Raw genomic sequence first — 19788 nt, 5'->3', positions numbered from 1 at the left:
CGAGCGGTGAAACTGTCTGAGTCCGGCAGAACCGAACATCGCTATATTCTCTGTTAATGATTAATGTTTGCTTAAGATTGGTCGTGGTTTTGCGGTTTATTCTTAGTCCGGCAGATCAGGTCCGGAAAAAGCTGTCAGCGGCCTTGCGACCCTCAGCCTTCCTCGCCTTCTCTGCTTCCAGTCTCGCGATCTCTTCCTGCAGGATGGTGATGCGCGTCTGCAGTTCGTCCGCAGAGAGCAGCGAGAGATCGGCGCCGATCTCGTGGGCTGCGGGTTTCTTCGGGCGGTCGTCGTCGAGAAATGACATTTCAAGGCTCCTTGGCCGTTATGGCGTCGTCTGCTGTTCAGGCGCGGCTGCATCCTTGGGTCTTGCGCGCGGATCGAGCGAGAGGCCCTCGGGTGTCGCGAGTGGTCCGTTGGTTCCAGTCACCGTCGTGTAGGCGTCGCGTTCGCCGGCAGGGACGGGTGCGCGCTGCCGGCTTCGGACGATCGCATAGACGGTGATCATCAGATGGGCGACAGCCGTGACGCCAAACAGAGCGTGCGGGCCGGCCCAGGTCATGACAGGACCTCCGAGCGTCGGGCCGATGATCGTCCCGATGCCGTAAAGAAGCAACAGGCCGCCGGAGACCTTTACGAAGTCCTCGGGCTGGGCGAAGTCGTTGGCATGGGCAACGGCGATCGGGTAGAGCGCATTTGCGGCGGCGCCATAGGTCGCGACGAGGATAACGATCGTGTAGACGTTGGTCGGCGCAACCAGCACAACGGCAAGGCCTGCCAGCGCACTGACGCCGGAGAGGACTGCAAGGACATGACGGCGATCCAGCCTGTCCGACAACCGGCCCGCCGGAAACTGCATGATCGCGCCGGCAAAGATGGTGATCGAGACCATTGCGGCGACCGATCCCTTGTCGAGGCCGACCTTGGTGGCGAACACGGCGCCGAGGGTGCCATAGGCGCCGTTGGCGATGCCGACCAAGAGAATGCCTACGCAGGAGATCGGCGAGTTTCGAAACAATCCCTTGAGATCCAGCCGCGCGCGTTTCAGCGGTTGTGGTGACGCAGCCTTGGACAGCGTCGTCGGCAGGGCGGCGATCGAGTAGAGGATGCCGCAGACCATGAACAGCGTCGGCAGCGTCACATCGGCAAACGGCACCATCAACTGGCCACCGACAACGCCGAACAGGGTGATGGAGATATAGAAGGAAAAGATCGTGCCCCGGTTTTCCGGTGTGGCACGTTCGTTGAGCCAGCTTTCGATGATCATCGACGTACCGGCAGTGCAAAAGCCGGTGATTGCCCGCAGGATGAGCCACGCGACGTCATCGACCAGCAGGCCGGTCATAAGCACGTTGAGGCAGATCAGGGCCAGAAAGCCGGAGAAGGCCCGAACGTGCCCGATGCGGCGCACGACATTCGGTGCCACGAAGCAACCGATGACGAAGCCTGAGGCCCAGGTTGTGCCCAGCAGGCCGAGAACCTCGTTCGAGTAGCCTTCGATCGAACCGCGCACCGGCAACAAAAGACCCTGCAGGCCATTGCCGAGGAACAGAAAGAGCGTACCAGTGAGGAGGGCGAGAACGGGAAGGAGATTACGGCTCATCGTCTATACTGTCAGCTCTCTTCGTGGTCGGTGATCCGCCCTGCCGTGCCGGAGCGATGTTGCGCAGACCGGCACAGGACGTTAACGAAGGTAAGGCAGATCAGAGATCATGACGCAACAGACCCCGATTCTCCTCCCGGTCTAACTGTGGTGGAGAGCAAAAATGTCCAGCCTGTGGCGAGCCTTTGAAACAGTGACGAAAGACAGATGACAAAAACAATCTCCGTCCTGTTGATGCTGGCCATGGTCGTGCAGATCATCAAGCCATTGAACCTCCCGGGCCTCAGGCGCCGGATGGATTTCTGGAAGCTGGCGCTGGTCGCCTTCGCGCTCTGGTCCGTGGCACTGCTGCTGCGCGAGTTCGTCGGCTGATTACAGCTCGATCCGGCCGCTCATCACCTTCACGCAGCTTCCGCTGATCCGCACATCGGTGACGCGACCCTGTCTTTTGACCATGGCGAGCTCGATCACGCTGCGGCGGCCCATCTCCACACCCTGTTCGACGGTCATGCGGATATCGGCGTCGGTTTCAGGGTCAAGCATCGCGAGGAACGCGCCGAGCGCTGCAGACGCGCTACCCGTTGCCGGGTCTTCCGGCACATTGTCGAGCGGTGCGAACATGCGGGCACGGATATGCAGGGGATCCTTGGCATCACGGACATAGAGAAACAGCGAAAACTCCATCTGATCGCCCGGGCTGATCTCGGCCGCGCGATGGAATGACGTGAGATCCGGCCTGGCCGCGGCGAGCGCCTGCAGGCCGTCCAACTCAGCAATTGCGAATGGCAGGCCGACCGATGCGAAGACGGGTGCGTGATTGTGCATGACGACATGCCCGACGCCGATGGATGCGCAGTCGGCGATACGTTCAGGTTCGATCTCGGCGCCCAGTTCAAGTGGCCGCGGTGCCCGGATGGTTGCGCCGACAACCACACCGCCCTCCCGGATCAGGTCGATCTCGACCAGTCCGGCGATTTCCTCGAAGCGGAGCATTTTGCCTAAAGCGTTGCCGAACAGGTCGGGCAGATTGCCAAGGACGAAGGCAGTTCCGACATTCGGATGGCCGGCAAAGGGAACCTCTGTCGTCGGCGTGAAGATACGCACGCGCGCCGTGTTGGCTGGATTGTCCGGTGGAAGCACGAACGTGGTTTCGGAATAGCCGAACTCCGTTGCGATCGCCTGCATCTCATCGCCCGAAAGGCCGCGGGCGTCTGTGATGACCGCAAGCGGATTGCCGAAGAAGCGCTGGTCGGTAAAGACATCGACGGTGACGAAATCGACGACAGGCATGGACGGGCTCCCCAGTTGAGAACCCAACTTCTAGAGCCTGCGATCTCCCATCACCAGACAATGGTTTTGATGGAAGACATCAATCCTGATTGTCTGGGCAGGGTCTGGAAACGAGAAAGGCCGCACCCCCCGGTGCGGCCTCTTCCTCCCATGAAAAGGGCCAGAGCTATTAAAGCTGAGGCGGCCTTTTCCAGGTTCGTGTTCCCGATGCCGCAGCATCTGGGTTAGAGCATCAGGCCTTGTTGACGCTCGCGGAATAGATCCCGTCGATGGTTTCAGCCAGGCTCGCGTCGAAATCTGCATCGCTCATCGAGACGCGCAGGTTTTCGGTGAGCGCGCGCGAGAAGCTCGCGATCATGTCGCGGTTGTGGCTGAGCTTTTCGCAGGCATCGACGCGGCTGTAGCCGCCCGACAGGGCAACGAGGCGAACGACCGACTTGTGAGCGGCGAGATCCGCATAGAAATCGGCGACCGTTGGGATCGTTACCTTCAGCATCACGTCTTCGCCCGGACCGAGCGTGTCGAGCTGCTGGGCGATCTCGTCGCGCAGGATGGTCTCAGCTTCAGCCTTGGTCGGGCTGTTAATGAGGATCTCCGGTTCGATGATCGGAACGAGGCCCTGTGCGATGATCTGGCGCGCGACTTCGAACTGCTGCTGCACGACGTCAGCGATGCCGGCCTTGTCGGCAGAGGCAATCACCGAGCGCATCTTTGTACCGAAAATTCCCTTTTCGCGGCCGCGGATCAGGAGAGCGTCGAGATCGGGCATCGGCTTCATCAGCTGCACGCCGTTTTCTTCGGCAGCAAGGCCCTTGTCGATCTTCAGGAAAGGGACGACGCCGCGCTTTTCCCAGAGGTAGGAGGGAACAGGTTCGCCATCGACATCGCCTTCCATGGTGCGCTCGAACAGGATGGCGCCGACAACCTTGTCGCCTGTAAAGGCCGGTGCCTTCATGATGCGGGCGCGCATGGCGTGCATCAGGCGAAACATCTCTTCGTCGCCCTGGTATTCGGTTTCGGCAATGCCGTAGAGCAGCAGCGCTTTGGGTGTCGAACCACCGCTCTGATCAAGCGCCGCAATAAAACCGGGCGCCGACCTGACTTTGTCCAACATCTTCGCGTCTACCATAATCGCTCCTATCCCTCACAATGGCGCGTTGCGCGCGTGTGCCCATTCAATCTTCGGAGAGCCCGATATTGAAGAGCATATCCGAAGTTCTCTCCCGCCGATAACAGAAGTTCTTTTAAAGGGAAATGATGCTCTAAGCCATTGAAACGATTGAAATCGTTTCAATCGTTTAAAATATTGAATTTCTTTAAATCCGCCTTGCCGATCGGGCGCGGAAGCCTATGTCCCGCGCCTCCGAACCCATCGAGGGTTGCGTCCTGGAAAGCCGGTCGATCAGGCCTTGGTCAGCACCGAAACGCCGGGCAGTTCCTTGCCTTCCATCCATTCCAGGAAGGCGCCGCCTGCGGTCGAGACGTAGGAGAAATCGTCGGCCACGCCCGCGTGGTTGAGTGCTGCCACCGTATCGCCACCACCCGCGACCGAAACCAGCTTGCCGGCCTTCGTCTCACTGGCTGCGAATTTTGCAGCGGAGACGGTCGCCGTGTCGAACGGGGTGATCTCGAAGGCGCCGAGCGGGCCGTTCCAGACCAGCGTCGAGGCCTTGCCGATCCATTCGTTGACGGCTTCGACGGATTTCGGGCCGACGTCGAGCATCATCGCGTCCGAAGGGATCGCGTCGATCGCGACGGTTTCGTTTGCGGCATTCGCCTTGAATTCGCGGGCAACGACGCCGTCGGTCGGCAGCACGATGGTGCAGCCGGACGCTTCGGCTTCCGCCATGATGGCGCGGGCGGTGTCTGCGAGATCATGCTCGCAGAGCGACTTGCCCACATCGATGCCCTGCGCTGCAATGAACGTGTTGGCCATGCCGCCGCCGATCACCAGCGCATCCACCTTCTTCACCAGGTTCTGCAGCAGATCGATCTTGCTCGACACCTTGGCGCCGCCGACGATGGCAACGACCGGGCGGGCAGGCTCGCCAAGACCCTTTTCCAGCGCTTCGAGCTCAGCCTGCATCGTGCGGCCGGCATAGGCGGGCAGGCGGTGGGCAAGACCTTCCGTGGAGGCATGGGCGCGGTGGGCGGCCGAGAAGGCGTCGTTGACATAGATATCGCCGTTCTTCGCCAGTTCTTCGGTAAAGCCGCTGTCGTTCTTTTCCTCGCCCGTGTGGAAGCGGGTGTTTTCGAGAAGCAGGACATCGCCGTTCTTCATCGAGGCGACAGCATCCTCGGCTTCAGGGCCGATGCAGTCGGATGCGAAGAGGATCTTCTGACCGAGCACCTGATTGACGGCCATGACGATCTGGGACAGCGACATGTCGGCGACCGGTTCGCCCTTGGGGCGGCCGAAATGGGCGAGCAGGATGACCTTGGCGCCTTTCTTCGACAGTTCCGTGATTGTCGGAGCAACGCGCTCGATACGGGTCGCGTCCGTCACCTTGCCGTCGCTCACGGGAACGTTGAGGTCGACGCGGACGAGAATGCGCTTACCTGCGATATCGGTGAGGTCGTCGAGGGTCTTGAAGGCCGGCATGGTACTGATCCCGTTGCTTGATAAAGGGTGGCGGGACCATACTATTCTTGTCCGACGGCGCAAGGCTGTCGGGTCAATGAAATAGCCTTTGCGCCGGTTGCCGGATGGCGGCCAGGGTTCAGGCGGAGGGGCGGCCGGGCACCGGCTTGCCGCGATACTTGCGGATCTGGTCCCTTATCCGGTGGGCGATTTCGCGCATGTTGATGAAGATCGGCAGCTTGGTGGCAGGCTCCACCGGTTCCAGCGAAACGCCGATCTTGGTGACATGATCAAGCTCGTCGGTTTCCCGGACGATCAGCACGATCGAGCCGAAACGCATGCGGTCGGCATATTCCGTCTTGCCGCCCAGCCGGGAATGCATCAGTTCGCCGATCGTCATTGCCTGCTCGGTTGCCGAGAGCAGGCCCGGACCATACGCGAGGTCCAATTCGGTTGCGGGCCGTGTCGGCGAGATGGCGAAGGCGCCGAAGAACTCGGCATCGTCATCATCGACAGGCACGCGGCTCGCAAACAGCCGATCGAGCAGTTTCGTGTAGTTCGGCGTCACGAACAGATAGACCTGATCGTTCTCCCGCAGGCGTCCGGCATACTGGTAGCGCAGGCTGCGGCCGTCGCGGATCACCAGCGAGGGCATGGCCCAGCGGGGAATGCGTTCGCCGGACAGGATCGGGCTGTCTTTCAGGACGCGGTAGGAGATCAGTTCATGGGTCGCCTTGCCGGGAAGGTCGAGTTCCAGCTTGTCGACGGCGCCGATCCGCGGCGGGATAATCAACCCGAGATACCGCGCCACCGGCTTGATCGTCCAACCCTGGAGAAGAAGCGAGACGAGCACGATGATGAAGGTGACGTTGAAGAAGACGGACCCGTTTTCGGCGCCCGACAGGATCGGCGTGATGGCGAGCAGGATCGAGACCGCGCCGCGCAGGCCGACCCAGGACAGAAAACCGATTTCCTGCTGCGTGAAGTCATAGGCCATCAGGCTGATCCACACGGCGATGGGGCGGGCGACGAAAATCAGGAACAGCGCCAGACCGATCGCCGGCACGAGCAGGATCGGGAACTGGGACGGTGTCGCGAGCAGGCCGAGCACCAGGAACATGATGATCTGCGCCAGCCACGTCAGCCCTTCGTTGAAGCGCGTGATCTGATGCTTGGCGAACATCTTGCGATTGCCCGAATAGATGCCGGCCACATAGACTGCAAGGAAGCCGCTGCCGCCCATCGCGCCGGTAAAGGCGAACACGAGCAGGGCAAGCGTCAGGACGAGGATTGGCGCCAGACCCCGATCGGAGGTGAAGCGGTTCAGGACCCAGACGATCATCAAGCCGCCGAGCAGGCCGAAGATGACGCCGAGCCCCATTTCCTCGAGGAACATGACGGCGAAATGCAGGTCGAGGCCGCCGAAGCCCTGGCCGGTGGCCAGAAGCTCGGACAGCGCGATCGTCAGGAAGATCGCCATCGGATCGTTGGTGCCGGATTCCACTTCGAGCGTCGAGCGCACCTTGTCGCGGATGTTGATGCCGCCGATGCGCAGCAGGAAGAACACCGCGGCTGCGTCAGTCGAGGCGACGATCGACCCGAGCAGGAAGCCTTCGAGCCAGCTGAAGCCCAGGAAATACTTGGCCGCGACGCCGAATACGCCGGCGGTCAAGAGCACGCCGACGGACGCGAGCGTGAGCGCCGGAACCGCGGCTATGCGGAAGGAGTGGAGCGAGGTGCCGAAGCCGCTATCGAACAGGATGATGGCGAGCGCCAACGACCCCAGCATGAAGGTGAAGGAGTAGTTCTCGAAGCGGATGCCAAGACCATCGACACCGGCCAGCAGGCCGATCGACAGGAAGACGAGAAGCAGGGGGGCGCCGAACCGGAAGGCAAGCAGGCTGGAAAAGGCCGCAGCCAACACCAGAACCGTGCCGACCAGCAGGATGATGTAGAAAGCCTCCAAAGTCCCCGTCCTTCCTCTCGCCGCCGTTTACGGAAATCCATCCATCAGCAGGCCCGGCGATTGTCGGATCCTGTGCCGCTGCCGCGATGCGGCAAGATAGCCATGGAGCAGATCCCGGTCAGTGGCCGGGCGATTCGATGTGCATATTCAAATAGACGGGAACAAATCCGGCAAGAGAAGGGCCGGGGGCGAAGAAAAAGCACGCCGGTGCGAAGTGAATCGTTGGCGCAGGCCCGACCGGCAGCGACCTCGGCCACGATGGCGTCAATGTCGGTCAGCGCGTTGCGAAGGTAGGCGTGGTCGCGGACACGCCGAAGAGCTGACCCCAGCGCAGCGTCAAGGAGCCGGAAAGCATTGCCGCTCGCTCCTATTACTCAACGGCGACCCTGCCGATCACGGTCAGTGGATCGGCAGCCGCTGCCGTGACGAACAGGAGTTCGCCGTTAGCAGGAACGATGCTGGTGAGGCCGGTAATGTTGACCTGATGGGTGACCAGCACAACCGGCCGGCCGGGCGGCAGGCCCGTCATCCAGGCGCGCAGGGCCTGCGTCTGCGGCCGGCCATCTTCGGGACTGCCGAAAAACGAGTTGAGCAGCGGCTGCGGCTCGACCGGTCCAAGACCAAGACCTTTGGCGGTATCGATGCAGCGGCACCACTGGCTGGAAAAGACCTGCGCCTGCGCCACGCCATTCTCCCGGAAGAGCGTGCCGATACGGCCCGCCTGCGCGATGCCCTGCGCGGAGAGATTGCGCTGCGTGCTGCAATCATTGACCGCAAAATTCGCCGGATCGCCGGTTCCGGGCGCAATCGCGTGGCGAAGCAGCATGATAGCCGCGCCAGTGCGAAGCTCTGCCCACGGATCGGATTGCGCCCTTGCATTGCTGGTCAGGGCAAGGGCGGAGGCGATCAGCAACTGGCGTCGCAGAAACATGGCGTATCTCCAGGTGGTGCTGGCGTTTGTCTGTCCAAAGCCAATACGTGCGGTGATATTGCGTGGTTTCACCCTCACGCACAATAACATCCCTCACATAGGGTATCTGCTGACGCCGACGGGTCATCATCGCAATTGGGTCGTGCCAGAAAGTGTGCTAAGCGCCGGCGAAACAATGACTGGAGTATGACATGAGCGAACCGACCGTAGCCGAAGCGACAAACCGCATTTATGAATCGCTTCAGGCCAACAATGCCGATCTCGACACGCATATCGCCGCTCTCAAGGCAGCGCTCACCCAGGCTGGCCAGAAGGAAGCCGAGTTCGACCCCGCGCGGATCGTGCAGAACAACCGCCAGGGCCGCAAGCTGATGCAGGCCTATTTTCGCCAGCGCGGCGTGACGGTGAAGTTTAAGGCGTCCTGAGGGATTTACGCGCGGGCGATCTCTCTCCCGACCATGTCCCATAACGCAAAACCCCCTCCTTTTAAGGGGAGGGGGTCAAAAGCCTGAGCGTCAGGACCGGTCCTTGAGAACCGGCATTGGCGTTTCAGAGATTAGATCAGCTTGCCCATGGCAACTGCGGTGTCCGACATGCGGTTGGAGAAGCCCCACTCGTTGTCGTACCAGGTCAGGATGCGCACGAACGTGCCTTCGAGAACCTTCGTCTGGTCGAAGGCGAAGATCGAGGAGTGGCTGTCGTGGTTGAAGTCGCGGGAAACCAGCGGCTCGTCGGTGTAGCCAAGGATGCCCTTCAGCTTGCCGTCTGCGGCAGACTTGATGGCGTCGTTGATTTCGGCAACGGTGGTGGCGCGCTTGGCGACGAAGTTGAAGTCGACGACCGAGACGTTCGGGGTCGGAACGCGGATCGACGTGCCGTCGAGCTTGCCCTTCAGTTCCGGCAGGACGAGGCCGACGGCCTTGGCTGCACCGGTCGAAGTCGGGATCATCGACAGAGCCGCTGCACGGGCGCGGTAGAGGTCCTTGTGCATCGTGTCGAGGGTCGGCTGGTCGCCGGTGTAGGAATGGATCGTGGTCATGAAGCCGTGGTCGATGCCGACCGCGTCGTTCAGCACCTTCACGACCGGAACCAGGCAGTTCGTGGTGCAGGATGCGTTGGAGATGACCAGGTGGTCCTTGGTCAGCTGATCGTCGTTGACGCCGAACACGACCGTGAGGTCAGCATTGTCGCCAGGCGCCGAGATGATGACGCGCTTGGCGCCGGCCGTCAGGTGGGCAGCGGCCTTGTCGCGGGCGGTGAAGATGCCGGTGCATTCGAGCGCGATATCGACGCCCATTTCGGCGTGCGGCAGCTGGGCCGGGTCACGCACCGCGGTTACCTTGATCGGCTTGCCGCCGGCGACGATGATCGTGTCGCCTTCGACCTTGACGTCCGCCGGGAACTTGCCGTGGATCGAGTCGTAGCGCAGAAGGTGGGCATTGGTCTCGACCGGGCCGAGATCGTTGATCGCGACCACTTCGATGTCCGTGCGGCCGGATTCGACGATCGCGCGCAGGACGTTGCGGCCGATACGGCCAAAGCCGTTGATGGCAACCTTTACAGTCATAGAGTTCTCCCGAGAAAATAGTTTGGCAGCTGGACGGGGCGGGCGTTTTACCGTCGCCCCGTCGTTTGAATGATCAGTCGAGCTTTGCTTCGGCCGCAGCGACGATGGCGTCAGCCGTGATGCCGAAGTGCTTGAAGACGTCCTTGGCAGGACCCGAAGCACCAAAGCCCTTCATGCCGACGAACGAACCTTCCGGACCGATAAAGGCATCCCAGCCTTCGCGGACGGCTGCTTCAACCGCAATCTTGACCGGCGAGTTGCCGAGGATCTCGCGGCGATAGTCGTCCGGCTGTTCGAAGAACAGTTCGGTGCAGGGCACGGAAACAACGCGTGCGCTGACGCCCTTTTCCTCAAGCGTCTTTGCCGCCGCAATCGCCAGTTCGACTTCCGAACCGGATGCGAAGATGGTGACCTTGGCATCCGCGTTGCCCGACAGCGTGTAGGCGCCGAGCGTGCAGAGGTTCTTTTCCGAATATTCGGTGCGGGCCGGTGCAAGGTTCTGACGCGTCAGCGCAAGCGCTGACGGACGGTCCTTGGTTTCGAGCGCGATCTGCCAGCATTCGGCCGTCTCAGTCGCATCGGCCGGGCGGAACACCATCAGGTTCGGGATGGCGCGAAGGCTTGCCACCTGTTCGACCGGCTGGTGGGTCGGGCCATCTTCGCCCACGCCGATCGAGTCATGCGTCAGGACGTGGATGACTCGGATACCCATAAGGGAGGCGAGACGGATCGGCGGACGGCAATAGTCCGAGAAGATCATGAAGCCGCCGCCGTAGGGGATCAGACCGCCATGCAGGGTAACGCCGTTCATGGCGGATGCCATGCCGTGTTCGCGGATACCCCAGTGCATGTAGCGGCCGGAGAAGTCGGTCGGTGTGATCGAGACCATCTGGCTGGTCTTGGTGTTGTTCGACGGTGTCAGGTCGGCGGAGCCGCCGAGCGTTTCCGGCACGAAACCGTTGATGACTTCCAGAACGTCTTCCGACGCCTTGCGGGTCGCAACGGTCGGCTTGGTTTCAGCAAGCTTCTTCTTGTAGTCGTTGATGGCAGTGTCGAAGCCTTCCGGCAGGTCACCGGCAAAGCGGCGGTCGAATTCGGCCTTGTGGGCAGACGCTGCAAGGCGGCCTTCCCAGGCCTTCACGGCTTCCAAAGAGCGGACGCCGGCTTCGCGCCAGTCGGACAGAACGTCGTTCGGGATGACGAAGGGTTCGTATTCCCAGTTCAGGGCCTTGCGGGTCGCTGCAATTTCCTCGGCGCCGAGCGGCGAACCGTGAACCTTGTGGCTGCCGGCCTTGTTCGGCGAACCGAAGCCGATCGTGGTCTTGCAGGCGATGAAGGTCGGGCGGTCGGACTTGTGGGCCTGCTCGATCGCGTCGGCGATCGCGGCCTGATCGTGACCGTCGATCTCGATCGTGTTCCAGTGCACGGCCTTGAAGCGGGCGATCTGGTCCGTCGAGTCGGACAGCGACACGGCACCGTCGATGGTGATCGAGTTGTTGTCCCAGAACAGGATCAGCTTGTTCAGCTTCAGGTGGCCGGCAAGTGCGATCGACTCGTGGGAGATGCCTTCCATCAGGCAGCCGTCGCCGTTGATCACGTATGTGTAGTGATCCTGCAGGTCGGCGCCGAATTCTTCGCGCAGCTTGCGTTCGGCGATTGCCATGCCGACGGCGTTGCCGATGCCCTGGCCAAGCGGACCAGTGGTGGTCTCGATGCCGGTCGCATGGCCATATTCCGGGTGTCCGGCAGTCTTGGAACCAAGCTGACGGAAGCCCTTCAGGTCGTCGATGGACAAGTCAGGGTAGCCGGTCAGATACAGTACCGAGTACAGCAGCATCGAGCCGTGGCCGGCCGACAGCACGAAGCGGTCGCGGTCGGGCCAATGCGGCTTGGTCGGGTCGAATTTCAGGTATTTGGTAAACAGGACCGTTGCGACGTCAGCCATGCCCATGGGCATGCCCGGGTGTCCGGAATTCGCCTTTTCGACGGCATCCATGGCAAGGAAACGGATCGCATTGGCCATCCGGTCGTGTTGTTCGCGAGAAATCATGGCTAATCCACTATCGTCCGAGTGTCGGTCAGGCCCTATGATCGGGCCTCGTCAGGAAGCGTCCGATCCATATCAGGTGGGGCGCGCAAGTCAACAAAAGGCGGGCCACCGGCGGCACATAATGATCGGGTTTAGCACAGTCTGCCTGCTATTTCGGCAGGGCCGCCGAGTGCCCTTGATCAGCGACGATCCACAGTTCGATGCGGTATCGTCTGCGTGTTTTATTGACCGGCTTTCAAGCGGTGAATAGTCTACGGCGCTTGTTGGCGAGGCGCTGCCGTACGATTCGGCGCCGATCGCGACCTCACGGGATATACGCATGCCGGCAGAAAAGACGGTGGATCTGGCGCTTTCGGAACTTCGGGCTGCGATAAGCGGGCTGGAGAATGCCGTCGATGTGCGCATCGAGCAGCAAAGAGACCAGGGCGAGATGGAAGGCGAGGTCAAGCGCGTGCATGCCGATCGATCGCGCCTGGCGCAGGAGCTGGATCAGTCGCAGTTTCGGGCCAATCGTCTCGAAGAGGTCAACCGCGAGGTTTCCCGCCGTCTGGTGACGGCGATGGAGACGATCCGCGCGGTTCTGGACCGGTAAGGAAAAAGAGATGGCCCAGGTAACGGTAACGATCGACGGCAAAGCCTATCGGATGGCTTGCGAAGAAGGTCAGGAACAGCACCTGACGGATCTCGCCGACCAATTCGACCGCTATGTCGGACATCTGAAGGGCCAGTTCGGCGAGATCGGTGATCTTCGCATCACGGTCATGGCCGGGATCATGATCATGGATGAGCTTTCCGAGCTGACCCGCAAGGTCGGTGCGCTCGAAGGCGAGGTGCAGTCGCTAAAATCCAACCGCGCCGGTGCCGCTGAAAACCAGAGCCGCAGCGACGAGCTTGTCGTCTCCGCCCTGAGCGAGCTTTCATCCAGGCTCGAAGGCCTGACCGCGAAGCTCAACGGCCGTGTGCCGGCGAACTAAGACCGTCTCACGCCGGTGTTCAGCGTCGCTGAAAGCCTGCAGAAAAAAATGCTTCGCGATGCCACTGGCGCGCCATCGACTTCAGCCTTATATTGAAAATGCGTTCTGCGCTTCTCGACAGGAACCACAATCCCTGGGGCCATACTCGATCCAAAGGGAGCTGTCCCTGGCCAGGCCCGTGGGCTTGGACATATGGCGCCCACCTACGTTTGTAGGCACCCAGGATCGTAAAAATCCATCGGTCGCCGCGGATCGCACCTTACAGAATTCGGGCTCGATCATTCATAATGGTGGGGCCCAAAAACGAAAAACCCCGCTCAAGGCGGGGTTTTGCACGTCTAGTCGATGGGATGCTTACGAGCGCTTTTCGATCGAGCAGACCAGAACACGGGAGAGAACGCGCTCATAACCGACGATTTCGCGAGCGATCCGCATAACGCGGGCATGGTCGCCACTGGAGCTGACAACGCCTTCAAGAACAATGAAGTCGCCGGTCACGTCGACAGTGAGGTTGCTGCTGTCGAAGTTGGGGAGGTAACTCAGTTCCGTTTCGATAGCGGTCTTTTCCATCATCATGCCGTGGTCATGGGCAAAGGCGAATGAAGCGGTAGGCTGAAGGCTGCTCAAGAACATTGTCGAAACTCCCAACATGAACGTCTGATGAATGAACTGTTGTCTTACGTTTATGTTCCGAATGTGTCCGCGCTTTTTCTAATTTCTTTTTCCAGTACACGAGTTCGTCAGATTGCCAGTCCGGTTTTCCCCTGATGTGGCATCAGGCGCCCCTGTCTGACGCTTGACAATGGCCGCGCCGTTTCCGAGTAAGTCTCCGTGTTTTCAATCGGCGGACTTCTTCATGCCCAACGCAAAAGCCACGTTCGCCCGCTCGTCGCTCCTGATGCTCGTCATCGGCGCGGCCATCCTGCTCGGCATCGTGATGTCTTCTTTCTTCCTGGCGCAGATGACCAGGACCTATTTCGATGACGTCACAAAGCTGAGAGCATTGCGCGCGACCACTGCCGATCTGCTTTTGCTTGTGCAGACCGCCGAGACCGGACAGCGCGGCTACCTTTTGGTGCAGGATCCGCTGTTTCTCGAGCCCTACCGGACATCCATCGGTGCGCTGCCGCTCCAGCTGCAGAAGGTGGAGCGGACGGCGGCCAATCAGGACATCGTCAGCGTTCCGCTGGACGAGATCCGCAGCCTGATCGCGCTAAAGACCAATGAGATGCAGGCGACGCTGTCGCTCGCAAGTTCGGGTCAGGTCGAGCAGGCAGTCGCCATCGTTCGCAACCAGTCGGGCCTTGAGGCCATGCAGAAATTGCGCGCCCTGCTTGGCGGCGTGATCGGCGAACTGGATGGACACCTGATTTCTGGAATCGGAGAGATTCGCGGAAGTTCCGAAAAGCTGCAGTGGTTTACCGTCGGCGGCGGTATCCTGATCATTCTCGTTCTCGGCGGCGCGATTGCCATCGTCTTCCAGCATGTCCGCCAGCTTCAGAAGGCCCGTGCCGAGGTGGAAACCTTGAATGCCGGATTGGAGGAGCGGGTCAACGAGCGTACCGAAGACCTCATCCAGGCAAACCGCGAGATCCAGCGCTACGCCTATATCGTCTCGCACGATCTGAGAGCGCCGCTTGTCAACATCATGGGCTTTACCAGCGAGCTGGATAGTTCGCTCAAATCGATCTCCGCCTACGTGCTGGCCGATGACGTCAAGCCGAGCGAACTTCAGGTGAGGGACGCCCGGCTTGCAGTCGAGGAAGATCTTCCAGAGGCAATCGGTTTTATCCGTTCGTCGACCAAGAAGATGGATGGCCTGATCAACGCCATCCTGAAGATCTCCCGCGACGGTCGGCGTGAGCTGAAGCCGGAGAGGATCGACCTGAGCGAACTCCTGGAGGCAACTGCCGCGAGTCTCTACCATCAGGTCAACGAGGGCGGCGGCGAAGTGGCGATTTCCACGTCGGCCGCAAAGACCCTCGTCACCGACCGGTTCTCGCTGGAGCAGGTTTTCGGTAACCTGTTCGACAATGCGGTCAAATACCAGCATCCCGACCGGCCGCTGGCGCTGTCAATCACGTCAACGCCGCTCGGGCGAAGCTTTGTCCGGATCGAGGTTGCCGATAACGGGCGCGGCATTGCGCCGGAAGACCACGAACGGGTGTTCGAGCTGTTCCGCCGTTCCGGCGTGCAGAACCAGCCCGGCGAGGGCATCGGCCTTGCGCATGTGCGATCATTAGTCAGAAATTTAGGTGGCGAGATTACGATCACGTCAACCTTGGGCGGCGGTGCGACTTTCATCATCCGCCTGCCCACCGATCTGTCCCAATATGTCAGGAGTCATGGGTCATGAATGCTGCCGGCAAAGAAGTTACCATCGTTATGGTCGAGGACGACGAGGGGCATGCGCGCCTCATCGAAAAGAATGTCCGTCGAGCAGGCGTCAACAACGAGATCGTACCGTTCACGAACGGAAACGCAGCGCTCGATTATATTCTCGGCGCTGACCGCCTGGGAGCGGCCAATGCGGATCGGTATTTGCTGATCCTTCTCGACCTCAACCTCCCCGATATGTCGGGTATTGACATACTTGAGAAGGTGAAGTCCAACCCTCACTCGAAGCGACTGCCTGTGGTCATCCTGACCACGACCGACGACGAGCGAGAGATCCAGCGGTGCTACGATCTCGGTGCCAACGTTTATATAACGAAGCCAGTGGATTATGAGAGTTTCGCGCACGCCATCAGACAGCTCGGTCTGTTCTTTGCCGTGATGCAAATTCCCGGACAATGACGAGACGTGATGCAGCACACCATTCTCTACGTCGATGACGACCTTGCCCTTGCGCGGCTTGCCGTGCGCAATCTGGGTCGCTTCGGCTATCAGGTCGTCCATGCCGTGGATCTGTCCGCGGCAATGGAGACCGTTGAGAAGGGTGGCGTGCACGCAGTGGTTCTCGACCACTATCTCAGCACCGGTACCGGCCTCGAAATCCTTCACAGGCTGAACGAGATGGGGGCGGGGCTCCCGGTCATCTACGTCACAGGTTCGAGCGATGCGACGATCGCGATCGACGCGCTGAAGAACGGCGCGTCCGACTATGTCATCAAGACGGTGGGCGACGAGTTCTGGCCGCTGATGCAGAGCGCGATCGGCCAGGGGATTGCGACCGCCGAGCTTCGCCGCGCCAAGGAGCGCGCCGATCAGGAGATCCGGCTTGGCAAGGAACGCGCCGAGGTGCTGTTGACGGAAGTCAACCACCGCGTCGCCAACAGCCTGGCGCTGGTCGCCGCGCTGATCCGTCTCCAGGTGTCGAGCAGCAAGAACGACGACGTCAAGGCGGCCCTGTCGGAGACGCAGGCGCGCATCTCCGCGATCGCCGGCATGCACCGCAGCCTTTATACGTCCGACGACGTGCGCCAGGTGGAGATGGACAAGTATCTCGGCACTCTGGTCAAGGAAGTGCAGGGTACGGTCAACGATCACCAGAGCGCGACGATCCTTTTGCAGGCCGACGAACTCTCGCTGAAGTCCGACCGGGCCGTCTCCGTCGGGATGATCGTGACCGAACTTCTCACCAATGCGCTGAAATATGCCTATCCGCCGGGCGCTGAGGGCGAGGTTCGCGTGCTTCTCAAGCGGCAGGATGATGACAAGGCGCTGCTTGCGGTGGAGGACGACGGCGTCGGCTGGAAGGAAGGCGACATGCCGAAGGGCACGGGTCTTGGCAGTCGGATCGTCAAGTCGATGGCGGCAACGCTTGGTGCTTCCATCCAGTATGTGCCGCGCGAAAGCGGCACCCGCGCCGAACTGCTGATCGACCTGACGGCGTGATTTCTCCCTTTCCGACCGGACGCTCGCAAGTTCCACAGTGACGGCCATTGCATTGGACGCATGCTGACCCTATGATTTCCACCGCGAGCGAAGGTGCATAGCTCCGAGAACCCCCAAGGATTGCGGGCGGTTTTCCGAACTGTGCGCGAAGCAGCGCCGACGCGCCCATAGGGTGCGTTCGATAACGGTTCTCGTTGAAGTGGGCCGTGGCGTCAGTTTTGCAGGCAGGATATTGTTCCAGATTAAGAGCCCCTTTTGTTAACCGAAATATTCATCGTCGTTGCACTCACCATTCTCAATGGTGTCCTCGCAATGTCGGAACTTGCCGTCGTGTCCTCGCGTCCCGTGCGTCTCCGGGTCATGGCAGAGCAGGGAAATCGTGGCGCAGCTGCCGCCATCAAGCTGGCTGAAGATCCGGGCCGCTTCCTCTCCTCCGTTCAGATCGGCATCACCCTTGTCGGCGTTCTCTCCGGCGCGTTTTCCGGTGCAACGCTCGGCACCCGTCTGACCAACTGGCTGTCCGAGCAGGGTATGCCGCAAAACTTCGCCGACTGGCTCGGCGTCGGCGGTGTCGTCGTGGTCATCACCTATATGTCGCTGATTGTCGGCGAACTCGTGCCGAAGCAGATCGCATTGCGGGCGCCTGAGCTCGTGGCCGCCAAAGTGGCGCCGGCGATGAAGATGGTTGCGACAGTCGGTGCCCCGGTCGTGTGGTTTCTCGATATCTCGGGCCGGTTTCTTCTGGCCCTTCTCGGCCAGAGCGGGGAATCGAACGAGAAAGTCACCGACGAGGAAATCCGCACCGTGCTTGCCGAAGCGCATAGCGCGGGCGTGATCGAGACCGAGGAATCGGCGATGATCTCCGGCGTCATGCGACTGGCCGACCGTACCGCGCGCGGCCTCATGACGCCACGCCGCGATGTGGAGGTGCTCGATACCGAAGATGAGCCCGAAGAGCTTCGTGCCCAGCTGCGGGCGACGACACGCTCGCGTCTGCCTGTACGCAAGGGCTCGTCGGACGAGATCCAGGGCGTGCTCTTCGTCAAGGACGCCTATGAATTCATGGCCGGCGGCAGGGGCGGCGATCCCGCCTCGCTGATGCGCGAAGCGCCTGTCGTTTCCGACCTGACCGGCGCGCTCGACGTCATCCAGGCCCTGCGCAAGTCACCGGCACATATGGTTCTCGTCTATGACGAATACGGCCATTTCGAAGGTATCATCACCTCCGGCGACGTGCTCGAAGCCATCACCGGCGTGTTCCAGGAGGACGAGGTTGAAGAACCCGCCATCGTCGCGCGCGACGACGGATCCTATCTCGTCGCCGGCTGGATGGCAGTCGACGAGTTCTCCGCGCAGATGGGCGTGCCGATCGAGGATGACCCGGGTTACGAGACCGTTGCAGGCTTCGTTCTCGACGAGCTGAAGCATCTGCCGGAACTGGGCGAAAAGTTCACCACACGAGGCTGGACCTTCGAGGTGATCGATCTCGACGGACGTCGTATCGACAAGCTGCTGCTCAGCCGAGCACCAGACTGACGGTACGGGACCGATGAGCGAGGCTTTTTCCGACAATCGCATGCGCAAGACGGAACTGCGGCGCCAGAGCCTCGCCGCGAGAGACGCTCTGTCTGTTTCGGATAGGGTCGAAAAGAGCCAAGCGCTTGCCGTTCATGGCGCCGGGGCAATCGTGTCGCATGCCGGAGCGATCGTGTCGGGCTTTCTGCCGATCCGATCCGAGGTGGATCTCCATCCTCTGATGGCATTGCTGCGGGATCGCGGCGGGCGCATCTGCGTGCCGGTCGTCCTCGACAAGGAAACGATCGTGTTTCGCGAACTGACGCCTGAGACGGTGCTTGTGCCCGGTACGTTCGGGACCTCGGGTCCTGGACCCGAGGAGGAAGAACTCGAGCCCGAGATCATGCTCGTGCCACTGGCCGCATTCGACGCCCGCGGTCACCGGATCGGCTATGGCGGCGGATATTATGACCGGGCCATTCACCGTTTGCGCGAAAAAGGCTTGAACCCGCGGTTGATCGGCATTGCATTCGACTGCCAGGAAGTGGCATCAGTGCCTGAAGAACCTCATGATATGAAGCTCGATGCCGTCTTGACCGAAAGCGGCTATCGGCCGTTCGCGGATATGCCCGCGTAGATTGGACAAGCATGCGTCTTTTGTTTCTGGGTGACATGGTCGGCAAAACCGGCCGTACGGCGGTTTGGGACAAATTGCCGGGGCTGGTGTCCGACCTGAAACTCGACTTCGTGATCGTCAACGGCGAGAATGCCGCTGGTGGCTTCGGCATTACCGAGGAGATCTTTCTCGAGACGATCAATGCCGGTGCCGACGTTGTCACCACCGGCAACCATGTCTGGGACCAGAAGGAAGCCGTCGGCTTTGCCGGTCGCCACGACCAGTTCCTGCGCCCGGCCAACTATCCGGCCGGCACGCCCGGCAAGGGATCCGGCATCTTCTACGGCCGCAACGGCGCGCGCATCCTCGTCGCCAACATCATGGGCCGGGTCTTCATGCATCCGGAACTCGACGATCCCTTCAAGTCCGCCGAGGCGATCCTTGCCGCTGCTCCGCTGAAGGAACAGGCGGATGCCATCATCTTCGACTTCCATGCGGAAGCCACCAGCGAAAAGCAGTGTTTCGGCCATTTCGTCGATGGTCGTGCGTCGCTCGTCGTCGGCACGCACACGCATGTGCCGACCGCCGACTGCCAGATCCTGAACGGCGGCACCGGCTACATGTCGGATGCCGGAATGTGCGGCGACTACGACTCGTCGCTTGGCATGGACAAGGAAGAGCCGCTCAACCGGTTCATCTCGAAAATGCCGAAAGGCCGTTTCGAGGCGGCAAACGGCCCCGCAACGATCTGCGGTCTCGGCATCGAGATTTCCGACACCACGGGACTGGCCGAGAAGATCGAGCCGCTCCGGATCGGGCCGCGGCTCGCGGAGACCATTCCGAGCTTCTGGCGGTAGA

The 19788-nt window shown here is 61.0% G+C and carries 20 protein-coding genes and 1 other RNA gene; 11 read left to right on the top strand and 10 right to left on the bottom strand.

Annotated elements, in window-relative coordinates:
- Positions 1–115: 115 nt before the first annotated feature.
- Together ACQY1K_RS13345 and ACQY1K_RS13340 are read right to left on the bottom strand one after the other, a co-directional pair.
- Positions 116–307, bottom strand: a complete 192-nt coding sequence (locus tag ACQY1K_RS13345; protein WP_062460843.1) for a DUF1192 domain-containing protein — start codon at positions 305–307, stop codon at positions 116–118.
- Positions 308–325: 18 nt separating this feature from the next.
- Positions 326–1603 (bottom strand): MFS transporter, encoded by a 1278-nt coding sequence (locus tag ACQY1K_RS13340; protein ID WP_062460840.1) that lies wholly within the window; start codon positions 1601–1603, stop codon positions 326–328.
- Between the two features lie 207 nt (positions 1604–1810).
- Between ACQY1K_RS13340 and ACQY1K_RS13335 the strand changes: the two genes are divergently transcribed.
- Entirely contained in the window at positions 1811–1975 is a 165-nt protein-coding gene (locus ACQY1K_RS13335) for a hypothetical protein (protein WP_092659869.1), read from the top strand.
- Here the strand turns inward: ACQY1K_RS13335 and ACQY1K_RS13330 are convergent, their stop codons facing one another.
- The 5 genes from ACQY1K_RS13330 to ACQY1K_RS13310 all read right to left on the bottom strand — a co-directional run bounded on the left by ACQY1K_RS13330 (position 1976) and on the right by ACQY1K_RS13310 (position 8371).
- A complete protein-coding gene (locus ACQY1K_RS13330) occupies positions 1976–2893 on the bottom strand; it encodes a PhzF family phenazine biosynthesis protein (protein ID WP_430257579.1) in 918 nt (305 codons plus the stop codon). It abuts the gene before it with no gap.
- Positions 2894–3125: 232 nt separating this feature from the next.
- Positions 3126–4022, bottom strand: coding sequence for a fructose bisphosphate aldolase (locus tag ACQY1K_RS13325; protein ID WP_430257578.1), 897 nt, complete (start codon positions 4020–4022; stop codon positions 3126–3128).
- 273 nt (positions 4023–4295) lie between these two features.
- Positions 4296–5495 carry a phosphoglycerate kinase gene (locus tag ACQY1K_RS13320; protein ID WP_430257577.1) on the bottom strand — a complete coding sequence of 400 codons (1200 nt, stop codon included), beginning with the start codon at positions 5493–5495 and terminating at the stop codon, positions 4296–4298.
- Positions 5496–5613: 118 nt separating this feature from the next.
- A complete protein-coding gene (locus ACQY1K_RS13315; protein WP_062460829.1) occupies positions 5614–7440 on the bottom strand; it encodes a potassium/proton antiporter in 1827 nt (608 codons plus the stop codon).
- A gap of 370 nt (positions 7441–7810) precedes the next feature.
- Positions 7811–8371 carry a histidine phosphatase family protein gene (locus ACQY1K_RS13310; protein WP_430257576.1) on the bottom strand — a complete coding sequence of 187 codons (561 nt, stop codon included), beginning with the start codon at positions 8369–8371 and terminating at the stop codon, positions 7811–7813.
- A gap of 191 nt (positions 8372–8562) precedes the next feature.
- Between ACQY1K_RS13310 and ACQY1K_RS13305 the strand changes: the two genes are divergently transcribed.
- A complete protein-coding gene (locus ACQY1K_RS13305; RefSeq protein ID WP_430257575.1) occupies positions 8563–8796 on the top strand; it encodes a hypothetical protein in 234 nt (77 codons plus the stop codon).
- 131 nt (positions 8797–8927) lie between these two features.
- Here the strand turns inward: ACQY1K_RS13305 and gap are convergent, their stop codons facing one another.
- Positions 8928–9938 carry a type I glyceraldehyde-3-phosphate dehydrogenase gene (gap, locus tag ACQY1K_RS13300; RefSeq protein ID WP_062460824.1) on the bottom strand — a complete coding sequence of 337 codons (1011 nt, stop codon included), beginning with the start codon at positions 9936–9938 and terminating at the stop codon, positions 8928–8930.
- Between the two features lie 73 nt (positions 9939–10011).
- On the bottom strand, positions 10012–11988 hold the full coding sequence (gene tkt, locus ACQY1K_RS13295; protein ID WP_430257574.1) for a transketolase: 1977 nt from the start codon (positions 11986–11988) through the stop codon (positions 10012–10014).
- A 319-nt stretch (positions 11989–12307) separates the two neighbouring features.
- Here tkt and ACQY1K_RS13290 point away from each other — a divergent pair, with 319 nt between their 5' ends.
- The 3 genes from ACQY1K_RS13290 (at position 12308) to ssrS (ending at position 13220) form a co-directional block, all read left to right on the top strand.
- Positions 12308–12580 (top strand): DUF4164 domain-containing protein, encoded by a 273-nt coding sequence (locus tag ACQY1K_RS13290; protein ID WP_062460818.1) that lies wholly within the window; start codon positions 12308–12310, stop codon positions 12578–12580.
- A 10-nt stretch (positions 12581–12590) separates the two neighbouring features.
- Positions 12591–12962, top strand: a complete 372-nt coding sequence (locus tag ACQY1K_RS13285; RefSeq protein WP_062460814.1) for a cell division protein ZapA — start codon at positions 12591–12593, stop codon at positions 12960–12962.
- A 99-nt stretch (positions 12963–13061) separates the two neighbouring features.
- Positions 13062–13220, top strand: a non-coding RNA gene (ssrS, locus tag ACQY1K_RS13280) — 6S RNA.
- A gap of 96 nt (positions 13221–13316) precedes the next feature.
- Here ssrS and ACQY1K_RS13275 read toward each other — a convergent pair.
- On the bottom strand, positions 13317–13595 hold the full coding sequence (locus ACQY1K_RS13275; protein ID WP_062460811.1) for a BON domain-containing protein: 279 nt from the start codon (positions 13593–13595) through the stop codon (positions 13317–13319).
- A 223-nt stretch (positions 13596–13818) separates the two neighbouring features.
- Between ACQY1K_RS13275 and ACQY1K_RS13270 the strand changes: the two genes are divergently transcribed.
- From ACQY1K_RS13270 to ACQY1K_RS13245, 6 genes are all read left to right on the top strand, one after another.
- Positions 13819–15318 carry a sensor histidine kinase gene (locus ACQY1K_RS13270; RefSeq protein WP_430257573.1) on the top strand — a complete coding sequence of 500 codons (1500 nt, stop codon included), beginning with the start codon at positions 13819–13821 and terminating at the stop codon, positions 15316–15318.
- Positions 15315–15758, top strand: coding sequence for a response regulator (locus ACQY1K_RS13265; RefSeq protein WP_062460808.1), 444 nt, complete (start codon positions 15315–15317; stop codon positions 15756–15758). Before ACQY1K_RS13270 ends, ACQY1K_RS13265 begins: the two co-directional genes overlap by 4 nt.
- Positions 15759–15767: 9 nt before the next feature.
- Positions 15768–16799, top strand: a complete 1032-nt coding sequence (locus ACQY1K_RS13260) for a sensor histidine kinase (RefSeq protein WP_062460805.1) — start codon at positions 15768–15770, stop codon at positions 16797–16799.
- Between the two features lie 255 nt (positions 16800–17054).
- A complete protein-coding gene (locus tag ACQY1K_RS13255; RefSeq protein ID WP_430257572.1) occupies positions 17055–18335 on the top strand; it encodes a hemolysin family protein in 1281 nt (426 codons plus the stop codon).
- 13 nt (positions 18336–18348) lie between these two features.
- Positions 18349–18951 (top strand): 5-formyltetrahydrofolate cyclo-ligase, encoded by a 603-nt coding sequence (locus tag ACQY1K_RS13250; protein ID WP_430257571.1) that lies wholly within the window; start codon positions 18349–18351, stop codon positions 18949–18951.
- Between the two features lie 11 nt (positions 18952–18962).
- Positions 18963–19787 carry a TIGR00282 family metallophosphoesterase gene (locus tag ACQY1K_RS13245; RefSeq protein ID WP_062460799.1) on the top strand — a complete coding sequence of 275 codons (825 nt, stop codon included), beginning with the start codon at positions 18963–18965 and terminating at the stop codon, positions 19785–19787.
- Position 19788: the final 1 nt, after the last annotated feature.

This window comes from Neorhizobium sp. IRS_2294, assembly GCF_050500145.1.
GTDB lineage: Bacteria > Pseudomonadota > Alphaproteobacteria > Rhizobiales > Rhizobiaceae > Neorhizobium > Neorhizobium soli.
This window is presented reverse-complemented; position numbering and strand designations above follow the sequence as displayed.